The organism is Rhizobium johnstonii 3841 (assembly GCF_000009265.1).
GTDB classification, from domain to species: domain Bacteria; phylum Pseudomonadota; class Alphaproteobacteria; order Rhizobiales; family Rhizobiaceae; genus Rhizobium; species Rhizobium acaciae.
Map to the genome: position 1 here is coordinate 3,891,471 of NC_008380.1, position 17,161 is coordinate 3,908,631.

Consider the following 17,161-nt stretch of genomic DNA (forward strand, 5'->3'; position numbering starts at 1 on the left):
GTATAAAGTTGATTGTTTTTATCATATTAATTCACTGTGATTGGCAAGGAGGTGAAGTTTCTCCCGCTCCCACCGGGCGTCGGGCCAAATGGTGCGGCGCGCCGAACAGCCTCGACGGCGAGTTGGTCGATTTCAGGCACGCCGGAACCGCGTGTGACGCGAACCGAAGTCAAGCCGCCGCTACCATTCACTGAAAACGAGACGACCACGGTTCCCTCGACGCCACGAGGTGTTCTGATTGAACGACGAATGCGACTACGAACCTTTCCGTCGTAATTGGCATTGGCTGCCGTTCCGATCCCGTCGTTATTGCCGGCCGAACGCGAATTGCTATCCGATTGAGCCGTCGCGTTACCTTCGGCGACACCTCGTTCAGAATCCTGCTGCGCCTCACCCTCCGAACCGGCAGCCTTTTTCGGCGGGCGCTTCTTCTCGACCGGCTTCGGCTTTTCCTGCGCCACCACCTTCGGCTTCTGCGTCGGCGTCACGATCTCCTGCGGCACCTCCGGCTCCGGCTGGATTTCCGCCGTTTCGACGGGCTTCACCTCTTCGGGCTCGGCAGCAGCGACAGGCGGCACCTCCGATGGCTGAACTTCCGGAGGGACCTCTTCAGCAGGTTTCTGCTCTTCCGGAACGACGGTCGACATCGGCTGCGCTACAGCAGTTTCAGCCGGCACTTCGGAAACGAGAACCTCCGGCTCCGCAGCGGTGACGGTTTCGGGCGAGACGCGCGTCACCTCGGGAGGAGGAGCCTGCTGGACGGTATCCTGGGTCTCGACCGGCGCGACTTCGGTCGGCTGAACGGTTTCCAGTTGAAGTTCCGCCGCTTCGGTCGGCTGGATCTTATCCGGTTCGACGGCCTCCGGAATGATTTCTTCCTGCACCGTGACTTCGGTCTCGCCGGCAGCAGTCTGGTCGATATCCGAGTTGCCGTACATCACCACGCTCACGGCTTCGCCCGCTTCCTCGATCGCCTCTTCCGGAGCATTTGGGAAGGCAATGAGCAACACCGCAGCCAAGGTCATATGGAAAATTAGCGAACAAACGCAGGTCAACACCACCCGCCGCCGCACCGGCGCCTTCTCGTCCTCCTGCTTTTCCACCGCTGCATCCATCGGCGGCGCAGGGACAGAGGCTGTCGGTTCGGTTTCCGGATGATCGGGAAAGGAGGAGATCTGTGCGAAGCGCGCGTAGTGGACCACCGCCTCACCGGCCGGCTGCCGCTGCACATTGCGCAGGTCGGAAAGCTCGTGGCCGGGATGCATGTTGTTATCGTTCAGACCGCCGTCAGCGTCCGGCTCCCCGATGAGCACCTGTCTCGATCTGGTCTTCGCTGAAATTGCCATCTTATGCCTCGGACAGTCTGGACATGCCCGCCGGGATTCATTCCCGGCGTATTCTTAGCCCTCGAAGGGAACCGAAATCTGCGAGCGGGTGACGAGACCCTTCATGCATTCGCCGGCCGCCGGACCGTCGCAGACCGGCGTGTCGTTGATGATGATGCGGGTGACCGTCTCGCACTTCACATTCGGCATATCGAACTGGCGCACGCGCTTCTTGCCCTGCGGCAGATCACGGAAGTCGAGCACGGTGATGCGGTCGACGGCATTCTTGTCGTTGAAAAAGGCAAGCTCGAAGGAGATCTTGTTGATCGGGGTCTGGAGATTGTTCTCGGCGACGAAAGTCATCATGCAGCCCTTTTGCGATGGCGCCAGAGCGTTGAGTTCGACATCCAGCTTGGCGGTTGCCGCATCCTGCGCCTGGCAAATGCCTGAAACCGCCATCACCATGCCGGCTGCAACAGCCGCAAACCTACCCGTCATCATCTTCTCCGCCATTGTCGCGAACCGCCGCCAGGCGGCCTCATATCAGCAATCTCAAAAACTTGACTGTATTTGTCTCCTATTGCGTCTTTAAAAAACTATGAGTAAGAAAGTCAAGATAATTGTCATCACAACCGGGGACCCCTGATCACCGGCCTTATGGAATTGCCAACCGAAATGATGGTTGAAAAGCCAGATAGCTTTAAGCACGTGCCGCTGCAGAGCGAGCCTGCGGCGCAGCACCGGATCGTCGAAAGCGCGGATCTTTTCCGCGGCACGAACGAGATCATGATAAGACATGACGGCTTGGTCTATCGCCTGAAGATCACCCGTCAGGGCAAGCTCATTCTCAATAAGTAGGGTAGGACATGACCGAACAGACAAGACCGGCGCCAGCCGAAATCCGTGCGTTTCGCGCCGAGAATCCGAAAATGCGCGAGCGTGATATCGCCGCCCAGCTGCAGATTTCCGAGGCAGCCCTCGTCGCCGCCGAAACAGGCATCAGCGTGACCCGAATCGATGGCAGTGCGCTGAAGCTTCTCGAGCGCGTGGCCGGCCTCGGCGAAGTAATGGCGCTGTCGCGCAACGAAAGTGCCGTTCACGAGAAGATCGGTGTCTTCGAAAACATCAAGAGCGGCGCGCAGGCCGCGATCGTTCTAGGCGAGAATATCGATCTGCGCATCTTCCCGAGCCGCTGGGAGCATGGTTTCGCCGTATCCAAGAAGGATGGTGACCAGGAGCGCCTCAGCCTGCAATATTTCGATAAGGCGGGCAACGCGGTGCACAAGGTGCATCTGCGCCCGAGCTCGAATGTCGAGGCCTATCACGCGATCGTCGCCGAGTTGAAGCTGGAAGACCAGTCGCAGGAATTTGTCGAGGCTGAGACCTTAAATGCCGTCGATGAAACCGCCGACGTCAACCGCGACGAACTGCGCGACAACTGGAGCAAGCTCACCGATACGCATGAGTTCTTCGGCATGCTGAAGCGCCTGAAGATCGGCCGCCAGGCGGCCGTGCGCACCGTCGGCGACGACTATGCCTGGAAGCTCGACAACAGCGCGACGGCAGACATGATGCATGCCTCGGTGAAATCCGGCCTGCCGATCATGTGCTTCGTCGCCAATAACGGCATCGTCCAGATCCATTCCGGCCCGATCTTCAACGTGCAGCCGATGGGTCCGTGGATCAATATCATGGACCCGACCTTTCACCTGCATCTGCGCCAGGATCACATCGCCGAGACCTGGGCCGTACGCAAGCCGACCACGGACGGCCACGTCACCTCGCTGGAGGCCTACAATGCCGAAGGCGAGATGATCATCCAGTTCTTCGGCAAGCGGAAGGAAGGCTCCGACGAACGCACCGAGTGGCGCGAGATCATGGAAAACCTGCCGCGGGCAGCGAGCGTGGCCGCATAAGGATCGCAACGATGACGATGCGTAACAATCTGCGCCGGATCCGCCCTTGGGAACTGGCCCTGACGGCGGCCATCATGGCGCTGCCGCTGATCCCGACGGCGCCGACCGTCGAAGGCTTCGCCTTTATCCGCGCCGCCCACGCCGAGGAAAAGAAGCTCGACACGTCGCGCCTGGTTTCGGTCGGCGGCGACATCACCGAAATCGTCTATGCGCTCGGCGAGGAAAGCCGGCTGATCGCCCGCGACACGACGAGCATGTATCCGGAGGCTGCGCTGAAGCTGCCGAACGTCGGCTACATGCGTGCGCTCTCACCGGAAGGCATCCTCGCCATGAACCCGACGGCGATCATCGCCGTCGAAGGTTCAGGCCCGCAGGAAGCGCTGGCTGTGCTGAAGAATGCCAGCGTGCCCTTCGAGACCGTGCCGAGCGCCTTTACCCGTGACGGCATCATCGCCAAGATCGACCGTGTCGGCACGCTGCTGGGCGTGCCCGACAAGGCAAAGGCGCTCGAAGAAAAGGTCGCGGCCGACCTCGACGCGGCGATCGCCGATGCCGAAAAGCGCCCGGAGGCCGAGCGCAAGCGCGTTCTCTTCATCCTCAGCGCCCAGAACGGCCGGATCATGGCATCGGGGACCGGCACGGCCGCCGATGGCATCGTCAAGCTCGCCGGCGCCATCAACGCCGTCGGCGCATTCCCGGGCTACAAGCCGTTGACGGACGAGGCGATCATCGAAGCCAAGCCCGACATCATCCTGATGATGAATCGCGGCGACGGCGCCGGCACCAAGAACGAGGACCTGCTGGCTCAGCCGGCGATCGCGCTGACGCCGGCAGGCGAGAAAAAAGCGATCATCCGAATGGATGGCGTCTACCTGCTCGGCTTCGGCCCGCGCACCGCAGCCGCCGCGCGCGAGCTCAACACGGCGATCTACGGGGGCTGATCATGGCCCTGCCGCAAGCCATGATGGAACAAAGGCGACGATTCCCGATGGCCGACATCCGCGAAATCAGGCAGGCGGGCGACAGGACGCCGCTCGCCTTGCTGGCGATCGCGCTGCTCGTCGTCGGCTCGGTCTTTTCGATGCTGTTTTCGGTGACGACGGGCGCCTCGGATGCCTCGATCCTCGACGTCATCAGCAACATGGCCGGCTCCGAGGCGGCGCTCAGCACACGTGACCGGATCATCATCTTCGATATCCGCCTGCCCAGGGCGATCCTCGGTTTCCTGATCGGCGCCTCGCTGGCCGTTTCCGGCACGGTGATGCAGGGCCTGTTCCGCAATCCGCTGGCCGATCCCGGCCTCGTCGGCGTCTCTTCCGGCGCAAGCCTCGGCGCGGTCGCGATGATCGTGCTCGGCGGCGGCCTCGCAGCTCCACTCGAGGCGCTACTCGGTATCTACGCTCTGCCGGCGGCAGCCTTCGGCGGCGGCCTCGTCACGACGCTGCTGCTCTACAGGATCGCCACCCGTCACGGACAGACCTCGGTCGCGACGATGCTGCTTGCCGGCATCGCGCTTGGCGCACTCGCCCTCGCCATCACGGGACTGCTGATCTACATGGCCAACGACCAGCAGCTGCGCGACCTGACTTTCTGGAGCATGGGCTCGCTTGCCGGCGCCACATGGACGAAGATCGCCGCCGCCAGCCCGATCATCCTGTTGTCCTTCACCGCCCTGCCCTTCATGGCTCGCGGCCTCAATGCCATCACGCTCGGCGAGGCCGCCGCCTTTCATATGGGCGTTCCGGTGCAGCGGCTGAAGAATGTCGCGATCGTCGGTGTCGCTGCGGCGACCGGCGCATCCGTCGCCGTCAGCGGCGGCATCGGTTTCGTCGGGATCGTCGTGCCGCATATCCTGCGCATGGCGATCGGCCCCGACCATCGTTTCCTGCTGCCGGCCGCAGCTCTTCTCGGCGGCTCTTTGCTGATCTTTGCGGATGTCCTGGCGCGCACCCTGGTCGCCCCCGCCGAACTACCGATCGGCATCATCACCGCGGCGGTCGGCGGACCGTTCTTCCTGTGGATCCTGCTGCGGCAGCGTTCGCGCCTTGCCCTGTGAGTGCCCCCTGTGAGCGACATTGAGATGATCGAAGTTTCCGGCGTCTCCGTGCGCCTTTCCGGCAAAACCATCATCAGCGACGTCGCCTTTACGGCAAGAGCCGGCGAGCTTACGGCGATTGCCGGGCCGAACGGCTCCGGCAAGACGACGACGATGAAAGCTATCTCCGGCGAACTTGCCTATGGCGGCTCGGTGCGCATCGGGGGCGGCGAGGTGAAGGGGCTGAAACCCTGGCAGCTTGCCGCCATTCGTGGCGTGCTGCCGCAGGCAAGCACTATCTCCTTTCCCTTTACCGTGCGCGAGATCGTCCGTATGGGGCTGACGTCAGGTCTCAACCTGCATCCCGACAAGGCCGAGCAGACGGCGGCGGCAGCGCTTGCCTCCGTCGACTTGACCGGCTTCGAAGGCCGCTTCTATCAGGAACTCTCGGGCGGCGAGCAGCAGCGTGTGCAGCTTGCCCGCGTGCTCTGCCAGATCGCCGAGCCCATCGTCGACGGCAAGCCCTGCTGGCTGCTGCTCGACGAGCCGGTCTCGAGCCTCGACATCAGCCACCAGTTGACCATCATGACGCTCGCCCGCAATTTCTGCGAACGCGGCGGCGGTGTCATCGCCGTCATGCACGATCTCAACCTGACGGCGCTCTTTGCCGACCGCATCGTGCTGATGAAATCCGGCCGCCTCGCCGCCGCCGGCAGCATCGGCGAAGTGCTGACGAACGAAACGATGCTCGCGGTGTTCGGCTGCGCGCTGCGCATCAACCAGGTACCATCAGATGGCACGCCCTTCGTGCTCGCCCACAGCGCCATTTCCCGCCCCTGAGCACTGCGCGAGCGGAACTTTTGATCGCCCGGCACGTTGTCGGCAGTGATCTGGGTCAATGCCGGGCGATATCATTCATGCAACGGACGGTGGTGACCCTCGTGCGAAATAGGCGGGCTTGCGCGCGCCCCAGCCAATGGAGACAGCCATGAGCTATTCTATCTTCCAGTCCGGCCGCAGCCGCCGCAACGGCACCTTCCACAATTTGGAATCCGGGATCGAGGAGCAGATCGAGGCACTGCGCAACGAACTCGCGGAACTGACGCGCCTCGTCGGCAAGAGCTCACGCCATCAAGGCGAGAAAATCCGTAGCCAGGCCGGTGCCGGCTATGAGGAACTGCTCGGCCGCAGCGAGGATCTGCTGCGCGAATTGCAGCACGGCTATGAGCGTGGAACAACGGAAATGCGCGAGACCGTGCGCAAGCACCCACTGGCAACCATCGGCGCCGTGGCCGCTTTCGGCCTTGCCATCGCCTTCCTCGCCCGGCGCTGAGGAAGCGCGATGATCTTACCGATCCTCAGCCTGCTGACGGGCGCAAGCGTGCACCGGACCGTTGCGCGCGCCAAGCGCAACGGCATCTTCATTGCGCTTGCCGTGCTCTTCCTTCTTACCGCCTACGCGCTGGCTGTCACCGCCGGCGCCATCTGGCTCGCCGGCATCTACGGCCCGGTCGGCGCTGCTCTCTTCCTGGCCGCCTGCGCGCTGCTGATCGCCATCATCGCCCTGGTGGCGATGTCGATCATCAACGCCCGGGAAGCACGCCGCGCCCGTGAACGCCGTGCGTCGCTCGAATCGCTGGCAACGGTGGGGCTCGGTCTTATCCGCGCCCAGCCGCTCCTGACTGCCGGTGTTCTGGCAGCAATCGTCGCAGCCAATCTGGTAGGGTCAAAGCGCGAGGATTGATTGAGGAGACGTGCAGCAAACGGCTGCCCCTCACCCTAACCCTCTCCCCGTAAAAACGGGGAGAGGGAACGTGCCCTGCGAGAGCGAGGTGGGAACGGTGAGGGTGCGACATGTCCCTTCGCCTCGCTTGCGGGGAGAAGGTGGCGGCAGCCGGATGAGGGGCGAATACACCCAATCATATCAATGGCATAACCGAAAAGCGCAAAAAGCCGGCGCCCCGAGGGGCGGCCGGCTTTCCTCCCAAATATGACTCTTGTCAGAACGCGAAAGCCTTCGATGTCAGCGGCGCCGAGGTGGCGTCGGGGCCGAAATCAGCCTCGCCTGAGATCTGCAGCAACTCCTGCAGCCGCTGGCGAGCTCGGTTGACGCGGCTCTTGATGGTGCCCACGGCGCAGCCACAGATTTCGGCCGCCTCCTCATAGGAAAAACCCGAGGCGCCGACGAGGATGATCGCCTCGCGTTGATCCGGCGGCAGCTGGTCGAGCGCCTTCTTGAAGTCCTGCAGATCGAGCGCGCCATATTGCGAGGGGTGCATCGCCATAGATTCGGTGAACAGCCCGTCGCTGTCCTGCACTTCGCGGCCGCTCTTGCGCATCTGGCTGTAGAGTTCGTTGCGCAGGATCGTAAAGAGCCAGGCCTTCATATTGGTGCCCATCTCGAAATGATCCTGCTTGGCCCAGGCTTTCATGATGGTGTCCTGGACGAGATCGTCGGCACGGTCGTGCCGCCCGATGAGCGAGATTGCGAAAGCGCGAAGGCTTGGGAGTGCCGCCAGCAGTTCCCGCTTGAAGCTGGGTTGCGATTTGTCTTCCATGCGGCGATCCTATTCGGCCATCTTGGCAGAAGCCATCATTTCAGCATGGTCGAGCTTTTCGAGAAGGTCGAGAAAACGATCGGGAATCGCCTCATCCTGTGCGGCCGAATAAAGCGACCGGAGCCTGACGCCGATCTGGTTGTTCGGGTCCAGGATGTCGCTTGCCCGCAGCTCCAGCTTTCGCTGATCGGCTGCTTCTTTCTTGCGTGTAGTCATCAATTCGTCTTCTCGCCGGTTGTCTGTTCGAGGGGCGTGTCGAGGGGCGTGGATGGGATCAAAAACGATTTCAACCATCGACATCGAACGTTCCATTGTCGATGTCGCTGGCATTTGCCGTTGCATGGGTCAAAACGCTACGCCCTTTCTTCGTCGGCTGGAATAATGCGGCGCGACGAAAAAAGTTCCTGCCGTTCCGGAACTTTTTTATCAAGGCGACGTTAACCGCTCATTGAAGCCAATGCCGGCCTGTATGCAGGAGCCCATTAATGACACTTTCTACTCGGATTGCGCCGCACCTTCCTTATCTGCGCCGCTATTCCCGCGCCCTTACCGGCACTCAGACTTCGGGCGACGCTTATGTCGCCGCCGTTCTCGAAGCCATCATCGCCGATCTGTCGATTTTCCCGGATACGGCGAATGACCGGGTCGCACTCTACAAACTGTTCACGCAACTGTTTGGTTCCACCGCAGTCCAGATTCCAGAGCCGACCTCGCCCTATGCCTGGGAGCAGCGTGCCACGCTGAACCTTTCCAAGGTTTCGCCGCGCGCCCGTCAGGCCTTCCTGCTCGCCTCCGTGGAGAATTTCCGCGTCGCCGAAATCGCCGAAATTCTGGAAACCGAAGAACAGGATGTCATGCATCTGCTCGACGTCGCGTCGCAGGAGATTTCCCGTCAGGTCGCAACCGATATCATGATTATCGAGGACGAACCGCTGATCGCCATGGATATCGAGCAGATGGTCGAGAGCCTCGGCCATCGCGTCACCGGCATTGCCCGTACGCATGCCGAGGCCGTGGCGCTTTACAACAAGACCAAGCCCAGCATGGTGCTGGCTGACATCCAGCTTGCCGATGGCAGTTCCGGTATCGACGCAGTCAACGACATCCTCAAGACGTCGAGCGTACCGGTGATCTTCATCACCGCCTTCCCGGAACGGCTTCTGACCGGCGAGCGCCCGGAACCGACTTTCCTTGTCACCAAGCCGTTCAATCCCGACATGGTCAAGGCATTGATCAGCCAAGCTCTTTTCTTCAATGAATCGACCAGAGTAGCCGCCTGAGACGCAATTTTCCGTCCTTCGGAACCAAATCGCCAAAGCAGGCGTTCCGGTGCTACCGGGACGCTCCGGTGGCTTTAACGGTTTTTGCAGCGCTTTGTTCTAGAGTTGGCAGGCGGTGTCTGGAAGGGCACTCCCTTCGGCGACGTTCAAGATGTCACAAGGAAAGGCGGCCGAGTGAATACGACTGAACCATTGTCCGGCATGCCTTTTACCTTCGAAGGCAAAGCCGCAATGATGGAACGCGCGCTCGGCAGCGCCGGGATTTCGATCCTCTGCCAGGACGCCCGACTGTCGATTTTCTACGCCGAAAATCTGCCGCCGCATTTTGCCGCGCTCTTTGCGCCCGGCAGCAGCGACGCTGTCCTTTTTGGCGATGCGCACGGCCGATATCTGACGGCGCTGAAGCACAAGGTGCTGGAAACCGGCATCCCCAACAATGCCGAGGTCGAGATCGACGTCGACGGCGAACGGCGCACTTATGAACTGAAGATCCAGCGCACCGGCGAACGCGGCGAGCATGGACTTCTGTCCGTCATGGCTGAAGTCACCGAAAGCCGGCATCGCGAAAAAGTTCTGAAATCGCTGCTGCGCGAACTCTCACACCGCTCGAAGAACCTTCTCGCCATAATCCAAGGCATTGCCACCCAGACGGCCCGCAACACGCTTTCTCTCGACAGCTTCCTCCTCAAATTCCGTGGACGGCTGCAATCGCTTTCCAACTCGCAGGACCTGATTACAGATTCGAGCTGGCGCGGCGCCTATCTCTTCGAACTCGCCGAAAAGCAGTTTGCTCCCTATTGGCCGGAGACGGCCGGCTCCATGCCGATCTATGGCATCAACGCTCATCTGACACCGAATGCCGCCGTGCATCTCGGGCTCGCCCTCCACGAACTCATTGTCAACTCCGCCTCCTTCGGCGCGATATCAGGCGGCGCCGCCTCCATCACGCTGAATTGCCGCGAAGCCACGATCAACGACAGGAAGGCGATCGAAGTCGCCTGGGCGGAAGTTCTGCATGATCAGTCGGAAGTCCACGAATTCAGCGACAACAGCTTCGGCCGCACCGTGCTGGAGCGTGTCGTGCCTTCGTCGGTCAATGGCAAAGCGGAGTTGAACCTCATTCCCGGCCGCATCGAATACCGTCTGACCATTCCGGAAACCGAATTCGAGATCTTCAAGCGGGTGTGAAAGCCCTGGAGACAGTCGAGAACGGAAAAACAGCCGGTGCGAGGGCGGCGCACCGGCTGTCTTCACTCACCGGGAGGGGACCGTGAGTACGTCCGGATAGTGGGTTGGGGGCGCGCATGTTGGGTCGATGCGATCACCATCCGGATATCGCAATAACGGCGACATCAAACTTTGGTTCCCTGCCATCCAAAAAAAATTCGGCTTTTTTGCATCTTTTTTCGGATACCCTTCCCTCGTCACGCGCTCAGCCGTTTCAACGATGCAGGCCAATTAAATTCTTCCAGCAAAAACAATTTATTACTTGCGGGACCACACGCAAAGTCGTCAAAATTTTACCGTTTGATAAATTTTTAAACCTGAGTTACGCTTTCCCTCACAGGCCGTTTACCAATAATGAGGGAACTTCAATGGAACGACTGGAAACTGGGATTCATGCCGGCCGGCTTTCGCCCGCCGAGTATGACGCTAATTTTTCCGATCTTCATCCGCGCCTCGATAATCATGAGGCGCTGGTCGCCGCTGACCGCTGTTATTTCTGTTATGACGCGCCATGCATGACGGCCTGTCCCACCTCGATCGACATTCCGCTGTTTATCCGCCAGATTTCGACCGGCAATCCGATCGGCTCGGCAAAGACGATCTTCGACCAGAACATTCTCGGCGGCATGTGCGCCCGCGTCTGTCCCACCGAAGAACTCTGCGAGCAGGCCTGCGTGCGCAACACGGCTGAAGAGCGGCCCGTCGAGATCGGCCGCCTGCAGCGCTACGCCACCGATGCCGCCATGCAGGCCGACAAGCAATTCTATGCCAGGGCCGAACCGACTGGCAAGACGATCGCCGTCATCGGCGCCGGTCCTGCCGGCCTTGCCGCCGCCCATCGCCTGGCCGTGAACGGCCATTCCGTCGTCATCTTTGATGCCAGGGAAAAGTCCGGCGGTCTCAACGAATACGGGATCGCCACTTACAAGACCGTCGACGACTTCGCCCAGAAGGAAGTCGATTACGTCCTCTCGATCGGCGGCATCGAGGTTCGGCACGGGCAGCGTCTCGGCCGCGACTTCTCGCTTTCCGATCTGCAGGCGCAATATGACGGCGTCTTCCTCGGTATCGGCCTTGCCGGCGTCAACGCGCTGCGCATCGAAGGCGAGAACCTTGCAGGCGTCGACGACGCCGTCGATTTCATCGCCGCACTCCGCCAGGCCGAAGACAAAAGCGACATCGCCATCGGCCGCCGCGTCGTCGTTCTCGGCGGCGGCATGACGGCGATCGACGCTGCCGTGCAGGCAAAGCTGCTCGGCGCCGAAGAGGTGACGATCTGTTACCGTCGTGGCAAGGAGCACATGAACGCGTCGGAATTCGAGCAGGATCTGGCAAGCTCCAAGGGCGTCATCATCCGCCACTGGCTGGCGCCGAAATCGATCCTGTCGCAGGACGGAAAAGTCGCCGCGATCGAAGTGGAATATACCAAAATCCTCGATGGCCGCCTCGTCGGCACCGGCGAAACCGGTGTGATTGCCGCCGACCAGATCTTCAAGGCGATCGGCCAGAGCTTTGACGCCTCTGGTCTCGGTTCGCTGCGCATGGAATCCGGCCGCATCGCTGTCGATGGCGAAGGCCATACCTCGCTCGACGGCGTCTGGGCAGGCGGCGACTGCGTCTTCGGCGGTGACGATCTCACGGTTTCGGCCGTCGCCCACGGTCGCGACGCGGCTGAATCCATCCATCGTGCCCTCACCGCAGCAGCCGCTCCGGCTGTCGCGGTTGCCTAAAGGGGAGAATGAACAATGGCTGATCTCCGTAATAATTTCGTCGGCATCAAATCCCCGAACCCGTTCTGGCTGGCGTCTGCGCCGCCGACCGACAAGGCCTACAATGTCGAGCGCGCCTTCAAGGCCGGCTGGGGCGGCGTGGTCTGGAAGACGCTGGGCGAGGAAGGCCCGCCCGTCGTCAACGTCAACGGCCCGCGCTACGGCGCGATCTGGGGCGCCGACCGCCGCCTGCTCGGTCTGAACAATATCGAGCTCATCACCGACCGCGACCTCTATACCAACCTGCGGGAAATGAAGCAGGTGAAGATGAACTGGCCGGACCGGGCACTGATCGCCTCGATCATGGTTCCCTGCGAGGAAGAGGCCTGGAAGGCTATCCTGCCCTTGGTCGAAGAGACCGGCGCCGACGGCATCGAACTCAATTTCGGCTGTCCGCACGGCATGTCCGAGCGCGGCATGGGTTCCGCGGTCGGCCAGGTGCCTGAGTATATCGAGATGGTCGTGCGCTGGTGCAAGCAGTACACCCGCATGCCCGTCATCACCAAGCTGACGCCCAACATCACCGATGTCCGCCGTCCCGCCCGCGCCGCCAAGGCCGGCGGCACCGATGCCGTCTCGCTGATCAACACGATCAATTCGATCGTCTCCGTCGATCTCGACAACTTCGCCCCCAACCCGACGGTCGGCGGCAAGGGCAGCCATGGCGGTTATTGCGGCCCGGCGGTGAAGCCGATCGCACTCAACATGGTGGCCGAGATCGCCCGCGATCCCGAAACCTACGGCCTGCCGATCTCGGGTATCGGCGGCATCACCACCTGGCGCGACGCTGCCGAATTCCTTGTCCTTGGCGCCGGCAACGTCCAGGTCTGCACAGCGGCGATGACCTACGGCTTCAAGATCGTCCAGGAGATGATCACTGGCCTCTCAGACTGGATGGACGAAAAGGGCCATCGCAGCCTCGAAGATATCACCGGCCGCGCCGTCCCCAACGTTACCGACTGGCAATATCTGAACCTCAACTACATCGCCAAGGCAAAGATCGATCAGGACGCCTGCATCAAATGCGGCCGCTGCTACATTGCCTGCGAGGACACCTCGCACCAGGCGATCACCAACTTCGTCGACGGCGTTCGCCATTTCGAGGTGATGGACGAGGAATGCGTCGGCTGCAATCTCTGCGTCAGCGTCTGCCCGGTCGAGAACTGCATCACCATGGAGCAGCTTCCCGCCGGCGCCCTCGACAAACGCACCGGCCGCGTCGTCGACCCGAACTACGCCAATTGGACGACGCACCCGAACAACCCGATGGCGCGCCAGGCGGCGGAGTAAGAATCTGCGACGCCGCGGAGAAGATCGATCCGCGGCGTTGCTTTCTGCCGGCAACGTTCGAAGCGCCAAGTCAGCCTAACCGCCGAATGACTTCCGATAGGCATGCGGGCTCGTCCCGAGCCGCCTGCGGAAATGATGCCGCATCGTCGCCAGTGTTCCAAAGCCGCTGGCGGCGGCGATGTCATCGAGCGAAACAGCAAGTTCCTTTTCCAGCAGATCGCGGGCATGCCGCAGCCGCTCCTTCAGCAGCCATTCGCCGACGCTGAGGCCCGTCGTCGCTTCGAAGCGCCGCTGGAAGGTGCGCATGCTCATGCCCGCTCTTTTCGCAAGCAGGCTGATCGGCTGGTCCTCGGAAAGGCTTTCGCGCATCCATTCGATCAGCGGCCCCAATCGGATGCCCTCTCGTTCCTCGGGAACCGGCGCGTGAATGAACTGCGCCTGCCCGCCTTCGCGGTGCGGCGGCACGACGAGGCGGCGGGCGACGCTGTTTGCGGCTTCCGAACCGAAATCGCCGCGCACCACATGCAGGCAGAGATCGATGCCGGCGGCACTGCCTGCCGCCGTCAGCAGGCTGCCTTCGTCCATGTAGAGAACGTCGGCATCGAGTGCGATATCGGGATAACGCGCGGCGATCGAGGCGACATAACGCCAATGTGTCGTCGCCCTGCGATTCGTTAGCAGACCCGACCCGGCAAGAACGGCAACGCCCGAGCAAAGCGACATGATCCGTGCACCGCGTTCATGCGCTGCCTTGAGGGCTGAAACCAGCGGCTCGGGAACGGCGGCATCGATCGACCGCCAGCCGGGCACGACGATCAAGTCCGCTTCGTCAAGCACTTCCAGTCCCTTGTCGACTGCGACCGTCAGCCCTCCCGCTGCGCGAAGCGGACCCGGTTCGATGCCGCAGACCGAGAAGCGATACCAGCCTTCGCCCATTTCCGGGCGTGGCAGGCCGAAGACCTCGTAGGCGATGCCGAATTCGAAGGTGCAAAGCCCGTCATAGGCAAGCGCGGCGACCAGCGGTCCTCTGCTCTGCTGCGGCGATGAGTTTGGCATGATCTTTACGCTATCAATCATGTTGGCCAATTTCGCAAAGCTCTAGCATCGGCGATACCGGGCGGCAACTTCAGAAAAAGGAAAAATCGATGCCAAGCCCCGTTTCCCAAATACCTGCTGCAGCTCCGGATGCCGCTGTCGCTCACTTTGCCGCCAAGCTCGCTTTCGAAACCGATTGCTCTGACGTGCATGCCGCCTTTGCGGCCGGGAAAGTCGATTTCGTTCTCCTCGACGTGCGCTCGCCGCAGCTCTTCGCAGAGTCCCACATTCCTGGAGCGATCAACCTGCCGCACGGCAAGATGACCGCGCACCGCATGTCGACATGGGCAAGCGATACACTGTTCGTCGTCTATTGCGCCGGCCCGCATTGCAACGGCGCTGACAAGGCTGCCTTCCGCCTCGCCGATCTCGGCCTCCAGGCCAAGCTGATGATCGGCGGCATGACCGGCTGGGCCGATGAAGGCTTCGCCTTCGAGCAGGGCATCCCCGCTGCCGCCTGATGGCCTCCCTTCTCCCCTTACAATTATTGCATCGGGGAGAAGGGAAAATCGCGACCGTCAGAACTCGACGACCACCTTGCCGAAAGGCCCGCGATAGAGATGATCGAGCGCCTCAGGGAATTTGTCGAAGGCGTAGCGCTTGTCGATCACCGGCTTCAGCCCAGTCTGGTCGATTGCCCGCACCAGATCTTCAAGCGCACGGCGATGGCCGACGGATATGCCCTGCACAACAGGCGCCTTGAGCAGCAGCGGGCCGGCCGGGCCGGAAACCTCGAACCCTTCGAACACGCCGATAACGGAAATGCGGCCATTGATCGCCACCGCCTTCAGCGCCTGGCCGAGATGCGGGCCGCCGACGATCTCAAGCACGTGATCGGCGCCATAGCCGCCGGTCAACTGATAGAGTTGTTCCACCCAGTCACCCTCATGGCGATTGATCGCGTGATCGGCGCCAAGGGCAACGGCGCGCTCGAGCTTCTCCGCGCTACCTGATGTGATGAAGACCTCCGCACCATGCGTCTTGGCAATCTGCAGACCGAAGAGCGCCACCCCGCCTGTGCCTTGCACCAGAACCTTGTCGCCGGCCTTCAGACCGCCGCGTTCGATCAGTGCGAACCAGGCAGTCAGCCCGGCGCAGGGCAAGGTGCTCGCTTGCGCCGCATCGAGCGTATCAGGCGCGCGTGAATACCACTCCTCGGAAAGCACAGTGTATTGCGAGAGGACGCCGGGATAAAAGCCGCCGCGTGTCTTGTAAGGTGGCGTGCGCGCATCGCCCAAACCGCGTCCGTCGATCCAATCGGGTGAAAAGGTCGAGATGACCCGATCTCCCGGCTTGAAACGGCTGACCTCGGGTCCGACTGCCTCGACGACCCCTGCCATGTCGGAAGCTGGTACGAAGGGAAATTGCAGCGGCAACCCCATGCCGCTCTCCATCACCAACCGATCGCGGAAATTGAGCGAGACGGCTTCCGTCCGGACCAAAACCCTGTTTCCCGAAACTGGCTCGAGCGTCCGCTCGCCGATCGTCAGCTGGCGCTCCGGCCCTACCGCGTCGATCTGCCATTGCCGTGTTGTCTGCATTGTCTTGCTCCTTGTCCATTGCAGGGAGCGCAAACATATCGTTGAATATTTCGCACCAGTTGCGATATTAATTCTCCAAAATGGTTCCAAAGAGGAAACAAAATGGAACAGCTGAAGGGTATCTCGATCTTTGTCGAAGCCGTCGAAGCAGGTGGCTTTTCGGCTGCCGCCGAGCGGCTCCATCTCACGCGTTCGGCGGTCGGCAAGACGATCGCACGTCTGGAACAGCGTCTCGGCGTGCGGCTTTTCAACCGTACGACGCGCATGCAGAGCCTCACCGAGGAAGGCCGCTTCTTCTACGAGCGCTGCCTGCGGGCGGTCGAGGAAATCCGCCTGGGGGAAGCCATGCTGGAATCCGGCCGGCGTGACGTGCGCGGCCGATTGCGCATCTCAATGCCCGTGCTTTTCGGCCGCCACTGCATCGCGCCGATCCTCGCACGTCTGCTCGATGAACATCCGAACCTCGAACTCGACCTTTCCTTCAACGACCGCATCGTCGACCTGCTCGAAGATGGCTTCGATCTTGTCATCCGCAACGGGCCGTTGAAGGACAATCCGGATCTGATGGTCCGGGCGATCGCCCGCCAGCGCATGACCGTCTGCGCAGCGCCCGCCTATCTGGAAAAACATGGCGCGCCGCAGACAGTCTTCGATATTCCCCAGCATGAAGGCATCGTCTACAGGCGGGGCGATGACGACAAGGGTTGGATATTTCCGACTGCGACCGATCCCGGGCGACGGCTGGCGCCCAAGGCGCGACTGCGGCTCGACGACCTCGCTTCGATTTCCGATGCGGCCGTGGCCGGACGCGGTCTTGCCTGGCTTCCCTGCTGGCTGGTCCGCGAGGAGGTGCTGGCAGGCCGGCTCATTCAGGTATTGAAGCAGGAACCGGCCAATGTCTTCGATGCCCATGCCGTGTGGCTGCGCTCCCCGGTCATGCTGCCGAAGGTGCGGCTCGCGATCGATACGCTCGCCACAGGACTGCCGGCAATGATGGGCTGAAGCGCTCGCCGCGCGTCTGCGAGCGACGAGAAACCCATGTTATTCTTCGGCTTTCTCTGGAAATAACGCGATACCGCAGTATATCCGCTCATTCACCGTCCGTTGTGGGCGGCCGCCATATCA

19 protein-coding genes are annotated in these 17,161 nt (G+C 61.6%); 13 read left to right on the top strand and 6 right to left on the bottom strand.

Features of this window, described 5'->3' with window-relative positions; genetic code table 11:
• Positions 1-26 precede the first annotated feature (26 nt).
• Together RL_RS19050 and RL_RS19055 are read right to left on the bottom strand one after the other, a co-directional pair.
• Positions 27-1,346 (bottom strand): energy transducer TonB family protein, encoded by a 1,320-nt coding sequence (locus RL_RS19050; RefSeq protein ID WP_041936430.1) that lies wholly within the window; start codon positions 1,344-1,346, stop codon positions 27-29.
• Positions 1,347-1,400: 54 nt separating this feature from the next.
• Positions 1,401-1,823, bottom strand: coding sequence for a hypothetical protein (locus tag RL_RS19055; protein WP_003542212.1), 423 nt, complete (start codon positions 1,821-1,823; stop codon positions 1,401-1,403).
• Positions 1,824-2,000: 177 nt separating this feature from the next.
• Between RL_RS19055 and hemP the strand changes: the two genes are divergently transcribed.
• From hemP to RL_RS19090, 7 genes are all read left to right on the top strand, one after another.
• Complete coding sequence (gene hemP / locus RL_RS19060; protein ID WP_011653154.1) at positions 2,001-2,183, top strand: hemin uptake protein HemP; 183 nt, start codon at positions 2,001-2,003, stop codon at positions 2,181-2,183.
• Positions 2,184-2,191: 8 nt separating this feature from the next.
• A complete protein-coding gene (locus tag RL_RS19065) occupies positions 2,192-3,241 on the top strand; it encodes a hemin-degrading factor (RefSeq protein ID WP_011653155.1) in 1,050 nt (349 codons plus the stop codon).
• An 11-nt stretch (positions 3,242-3,252) separates the two neighbouring features.
• The gene (locus RL_RS19070) at positions 3,253-4,182 is read left to right on the top strand and encodes a heme/hemin ABC transporter substrate-binding protein (protein ID WP_011653156.1); all 930 of its coding nucleotides are present in this window, start codon (positions 3,253-3,255) and stop codon (positions 4,180-4,182) included.
• 2 nt (positions 4,183-4,184) lie between these two features.
• Entirely contained in the window at positions 4,185-5,297 is a 1,113-nt protein-coding gene (locus RL_RS19075) for a FecCD family ABC transporter permease (protein ID WP_011653157.1), read from the top strand.
• A gap of 24 nt (positions 5,298-5,321) precedes the next feature.
• Positions 5,322-6,116 carry a heme ABC transporter ATP-binding protein gene (locus tag RL_RS19080; protein WP_041936599.1) on the top strand — a complete coding sequence of 265 codons (795 nt, stop codon included), beginning with the start codon at positions 5,322-5,324 and terminating at the stop codon, positions 6,114-6,116.
• Between the two features lie 148 nt (positions 6,117-6,264).
• Positions 6,265-6,609, top strand: a complete 345-nt coding sequence (locus RL_RS19085) for a DUF883 family protein (protein WP_011653159.1) — start codon at positions 6,265-6,267, stop codon at positions 6,607-6,609.
• Positions 6,610-6,618: 9 nt separating this feature from the next.
• Entirely contained in the window at positions 6,619-7,020 is a 402-nt protein-coding gene (locus tag RL_RS19090; RefSeq protein ID WP_011653160.1) for a hypothetical protein, read from the top strand.
• Positions 7,021-7,276: 256 nt separating this feature from the next.
• Here RL_RS19090 and RL_RS19095 read toward each other — a convergent pair whose 3' ends face one another.
• Together RL_RS19095 and RL_RS19100 are read right to left on the bottom strand one after the other, a co-directional pair.
• Positions 7,277-7,834, bottom strand: a complete 558-nt coding sequence (locus RL_RS19095) for an RNA polymerase sigma factor (RefSeq protein WP_003542247.1) — start codon at positions 7,832-7,834, stop codon at positions 7,277-7,279.
• 9 nt (positions 7,835-7,843) lie between these two features.
• A complete protein-coding gene (locus RL_RS19100; RefSeq protein WP_003542250.1) occupies positions 7,844-8,050 on the bottom strand; it encodes a NepR family anti-sigma factor in 207 nt (68 codons plus the stop codon).
• A 269-nt stretch (positions 8,051-8,319) separates the two neighbouring features.
• Between RL_RS19100 and RL_RS19105 the strand changes: the two genes are divergently transcribed.
• From RL_RS19105 to preA, 4 genes are all read left to right on the top strand, one after another.
• On the top strand, positions 8,320-9,114 hold the full coding sequence (locus RL_RS19105) for a response regulator (protein ID WP_003542253.1): 795 nt from the start codon (positions 8,320-8,322) through the stop codon (positions 9,112-9,114).
• Between the two features lie 192 nt (positions 9,115-9,306).
• Positions 9,307-10,302 (top strand): sensor histidine kinase, encoded by a 996-nt coding sequence (locus tag RL_RS19110; protein ID WP_028743302.1) that lies wholly within the window; start codon positions 9,307-9,309, stop codon positions 10,300-10,302.
• 407 nt (positions 10,303-10,709) lie between these two features.
• A complete protein-coding gene (locus tag RL_RS19115; protein WP_011653162.1) occupies positions 10,710-12,071 on the top strand; it encodes an NAD(P)-dependent oxidoreductase in 1,362 nt (453 codons plus the stop codon).
• A gap of 15 nt (positions 12,072-12,086) precedes the next feature.
• Entirely contained in the window at positions 12,087-13,400 is a 1,314-nt protein-coding gene (preA, locus tag RL_RS19120) for an NAD-dependent dihydropyrimidine dehydrogenase subunit PreA (RefSeq protein WP_011653163.1), read from the top strand.
• A gap of 75 nt (positions 13,401-13,475) precedes the next feature.
• On the opposite strand, the gene ftrA is transcribed toward preA, so the two are convergent.
• Entirely contained in the window at positions 13,476-14,477 is a 1,002-nt protein-coding gene (gene ftrA / locus RL_RS19125) for a transcriptional regulator FtrA (protein WP_041936431.1), read from the bottom strand.
• A 68-nt stretch (positions 14,478-14,545) separates the two neighbouring features.
• Here ftrA and RL_RS19130 point away from each other — a divergent pair, with 68 nt between their 5' ends.
• Positions 14,546-14,956 carry a rhodanese-like domain-containing protein gene (locus RL_RS19130; RefSeq protein ID WP_011653165.1) on the top strand — a complete coding sequence of 137 codons (411 nt, stop codon included), beginning with the start codon at positions 14,546-14,548 and terminating at the stop codon, positions 14,954-14,956.
• Between the two features lie 57 nt (positions 14,957-15,013).
• Here RL_RS19130 and RL_RS19135 read toward each other — a convergent pair whose 3' ends face one another.
• The gene (locus RL_RS19135; RefSeq protein WP_011653166.1) at positions 15,014-16,036 is read right to left on the bottom strand and encodes a zinc-dependent alcohol dehydrogenase family protein; all 1,023 of its coding nucleotides are present in this window, start codon (positions 16,034-16,036) and stop codon (positions 15,014-15,016) included.
• Positions 16,037-16,138: 102 nt separating this feature from the next.
• On the opposite strand from RL_RS19135, the gene RL_RS19140 reads away from it, so the two are divergent.
• Complete coding sequence (locus RL_RS19140) at positions 16,139-17,038, top strand: LysR family transcriptional regulator (protein ID WP_011653167.1); 900 nt, start codon at positions 16,139-16,141, stop codon at positions 17,036-17,038.
• The last annotated feature ends 123 nt before the right edge of the window (positions 17,039-17,161 follow it).

Excerpts from the sequence above, each read along its gene's own strand:
- ftrA (WP_041936431.1), bottom strand. The coding sequence starts at position 14,477 with ATGATTGATAGCGTAAAGATCATGCCAAACTCATCGCCGCAGCAGAGC.
- RL_RS19075 (WP_011653157.1), top strand. The coding sequence starts at position 4,185 with ATGGCCCTGCCGCAAGCCATGATGGAACAAAGGCGACGATTCCCGATG.
- RL_RS19100 (WP_003542250.1), bottom strand. The coding sequence starts at position 8,050 with ATGACTACACGCAAGAAAGAAGCAGCCGATCAGCGAAAGCTGGAGCTG.
- RL_RS19130 (WP_011653165.1), top strand. The coding sequence starts at position 14,546 with ATGCCAAGCCCCGTTTCCCAAATACCTGCTGCAGCTCCGGATGCCGCT.
- RL_RS19080 (WP_041936599.1), top strand. The coding sequence starts at position 5,322 with ATGATCGAAGTTTCCGGCGTCTCCGTGCGCCTTTCCGGCAAAACCATC.
- preA (WP_011653163.1), top strand. The coding sequence starts at position 12,087 with ATGGCTGATCTCCGTAATAATTTCGTCGGCATCAAATCCCCGAACCCG.
- RL_RS19090 (WP_011653160.1), top strand. The coding sequence starts at position 6,619 with ATGATCTTACCGATCCTCAGCCTGCTGACGGGCGCAAGCGTGCACCGG.
- RL_RS19115 (WP_011653162.1), top strand. The coding sequence starts at position 10,710 with ATGGAACGACTGGAAACTGGGATTCATGCCGGCCGGCTTTCGCCCGCC.
- RL_RS19140 (WP_011653167.1), top strand. The coding sequence starts at position 16,139 with ATGGAACAGCTGAAGGGTATCTCGATCTTTGTCGAAGCCGTCGAAGCA.
- RL_RS19135 (WP_011653166.1), bottom strand. The coding sequence starts at position 16,036 with ATGCAGACAACACGGCAATGGCAGATCGACGCGGTAGGGCCGGAGCGC.
- RL_RS19050 (WP_041936430.1), bottom strand. The coding sequence starts at position 1,346 with ATGGCAATTTCAGCGAAGACCAGATCGAGACAGGTGCTCATCGGGGAG.
- RL_RS19085 (WP_011653159.1), top strand. The coding sequence starts at position 6,265 with ATGAGCTATTCTATCTTCCAGTCCGGCCGCAGCCGCCGCAACGGCACC.
- RL_RS19065 (WP_011653155.1), top strand. The coding sequence starts at position 2,192 with ATGACCGAACAGACAAGACCGGCGCCAGCCGAAATCCGTGCGTTTCGC.
- RL_RS19105 (WP_003542253.1), top strand. The coding sequence starts at position 8,320 with ATGACACTTTCTACTCGGATTGCGCCGCACCTTCCTTATCTGCGCCGC.
- RL_RS19070 (WP_011653156.1), top strand. The coding sequence starts at position 3,253 with ATGACGATGCGTAACAATCTGCGCCGGATCCGCCCTTGGGAACTGGCC.
- hemP (WP_011653154.1), top strand. The coding sequence starts at position 2,001 with ATGATGGTTGAAAAGCCAGATAGCTTTAAGCACGTGCCGCTGCAGAGC.
- RL_RS19055 (WP_003542212.1), bottom strand. The coding sequence starts at position 1,823 with ATGACGGGTAGGTTTGCGGCTGTTGCAGCCGGCATGGTGATGGCGGTT.
- RL_RS19095 (WP_003542247.1), bottom strand. The coding sequence starts at position 7,834 with ATGGAAGACAAATCGCAACCCAGCTTCAAGCGGGAACTGCTGGCGGCA.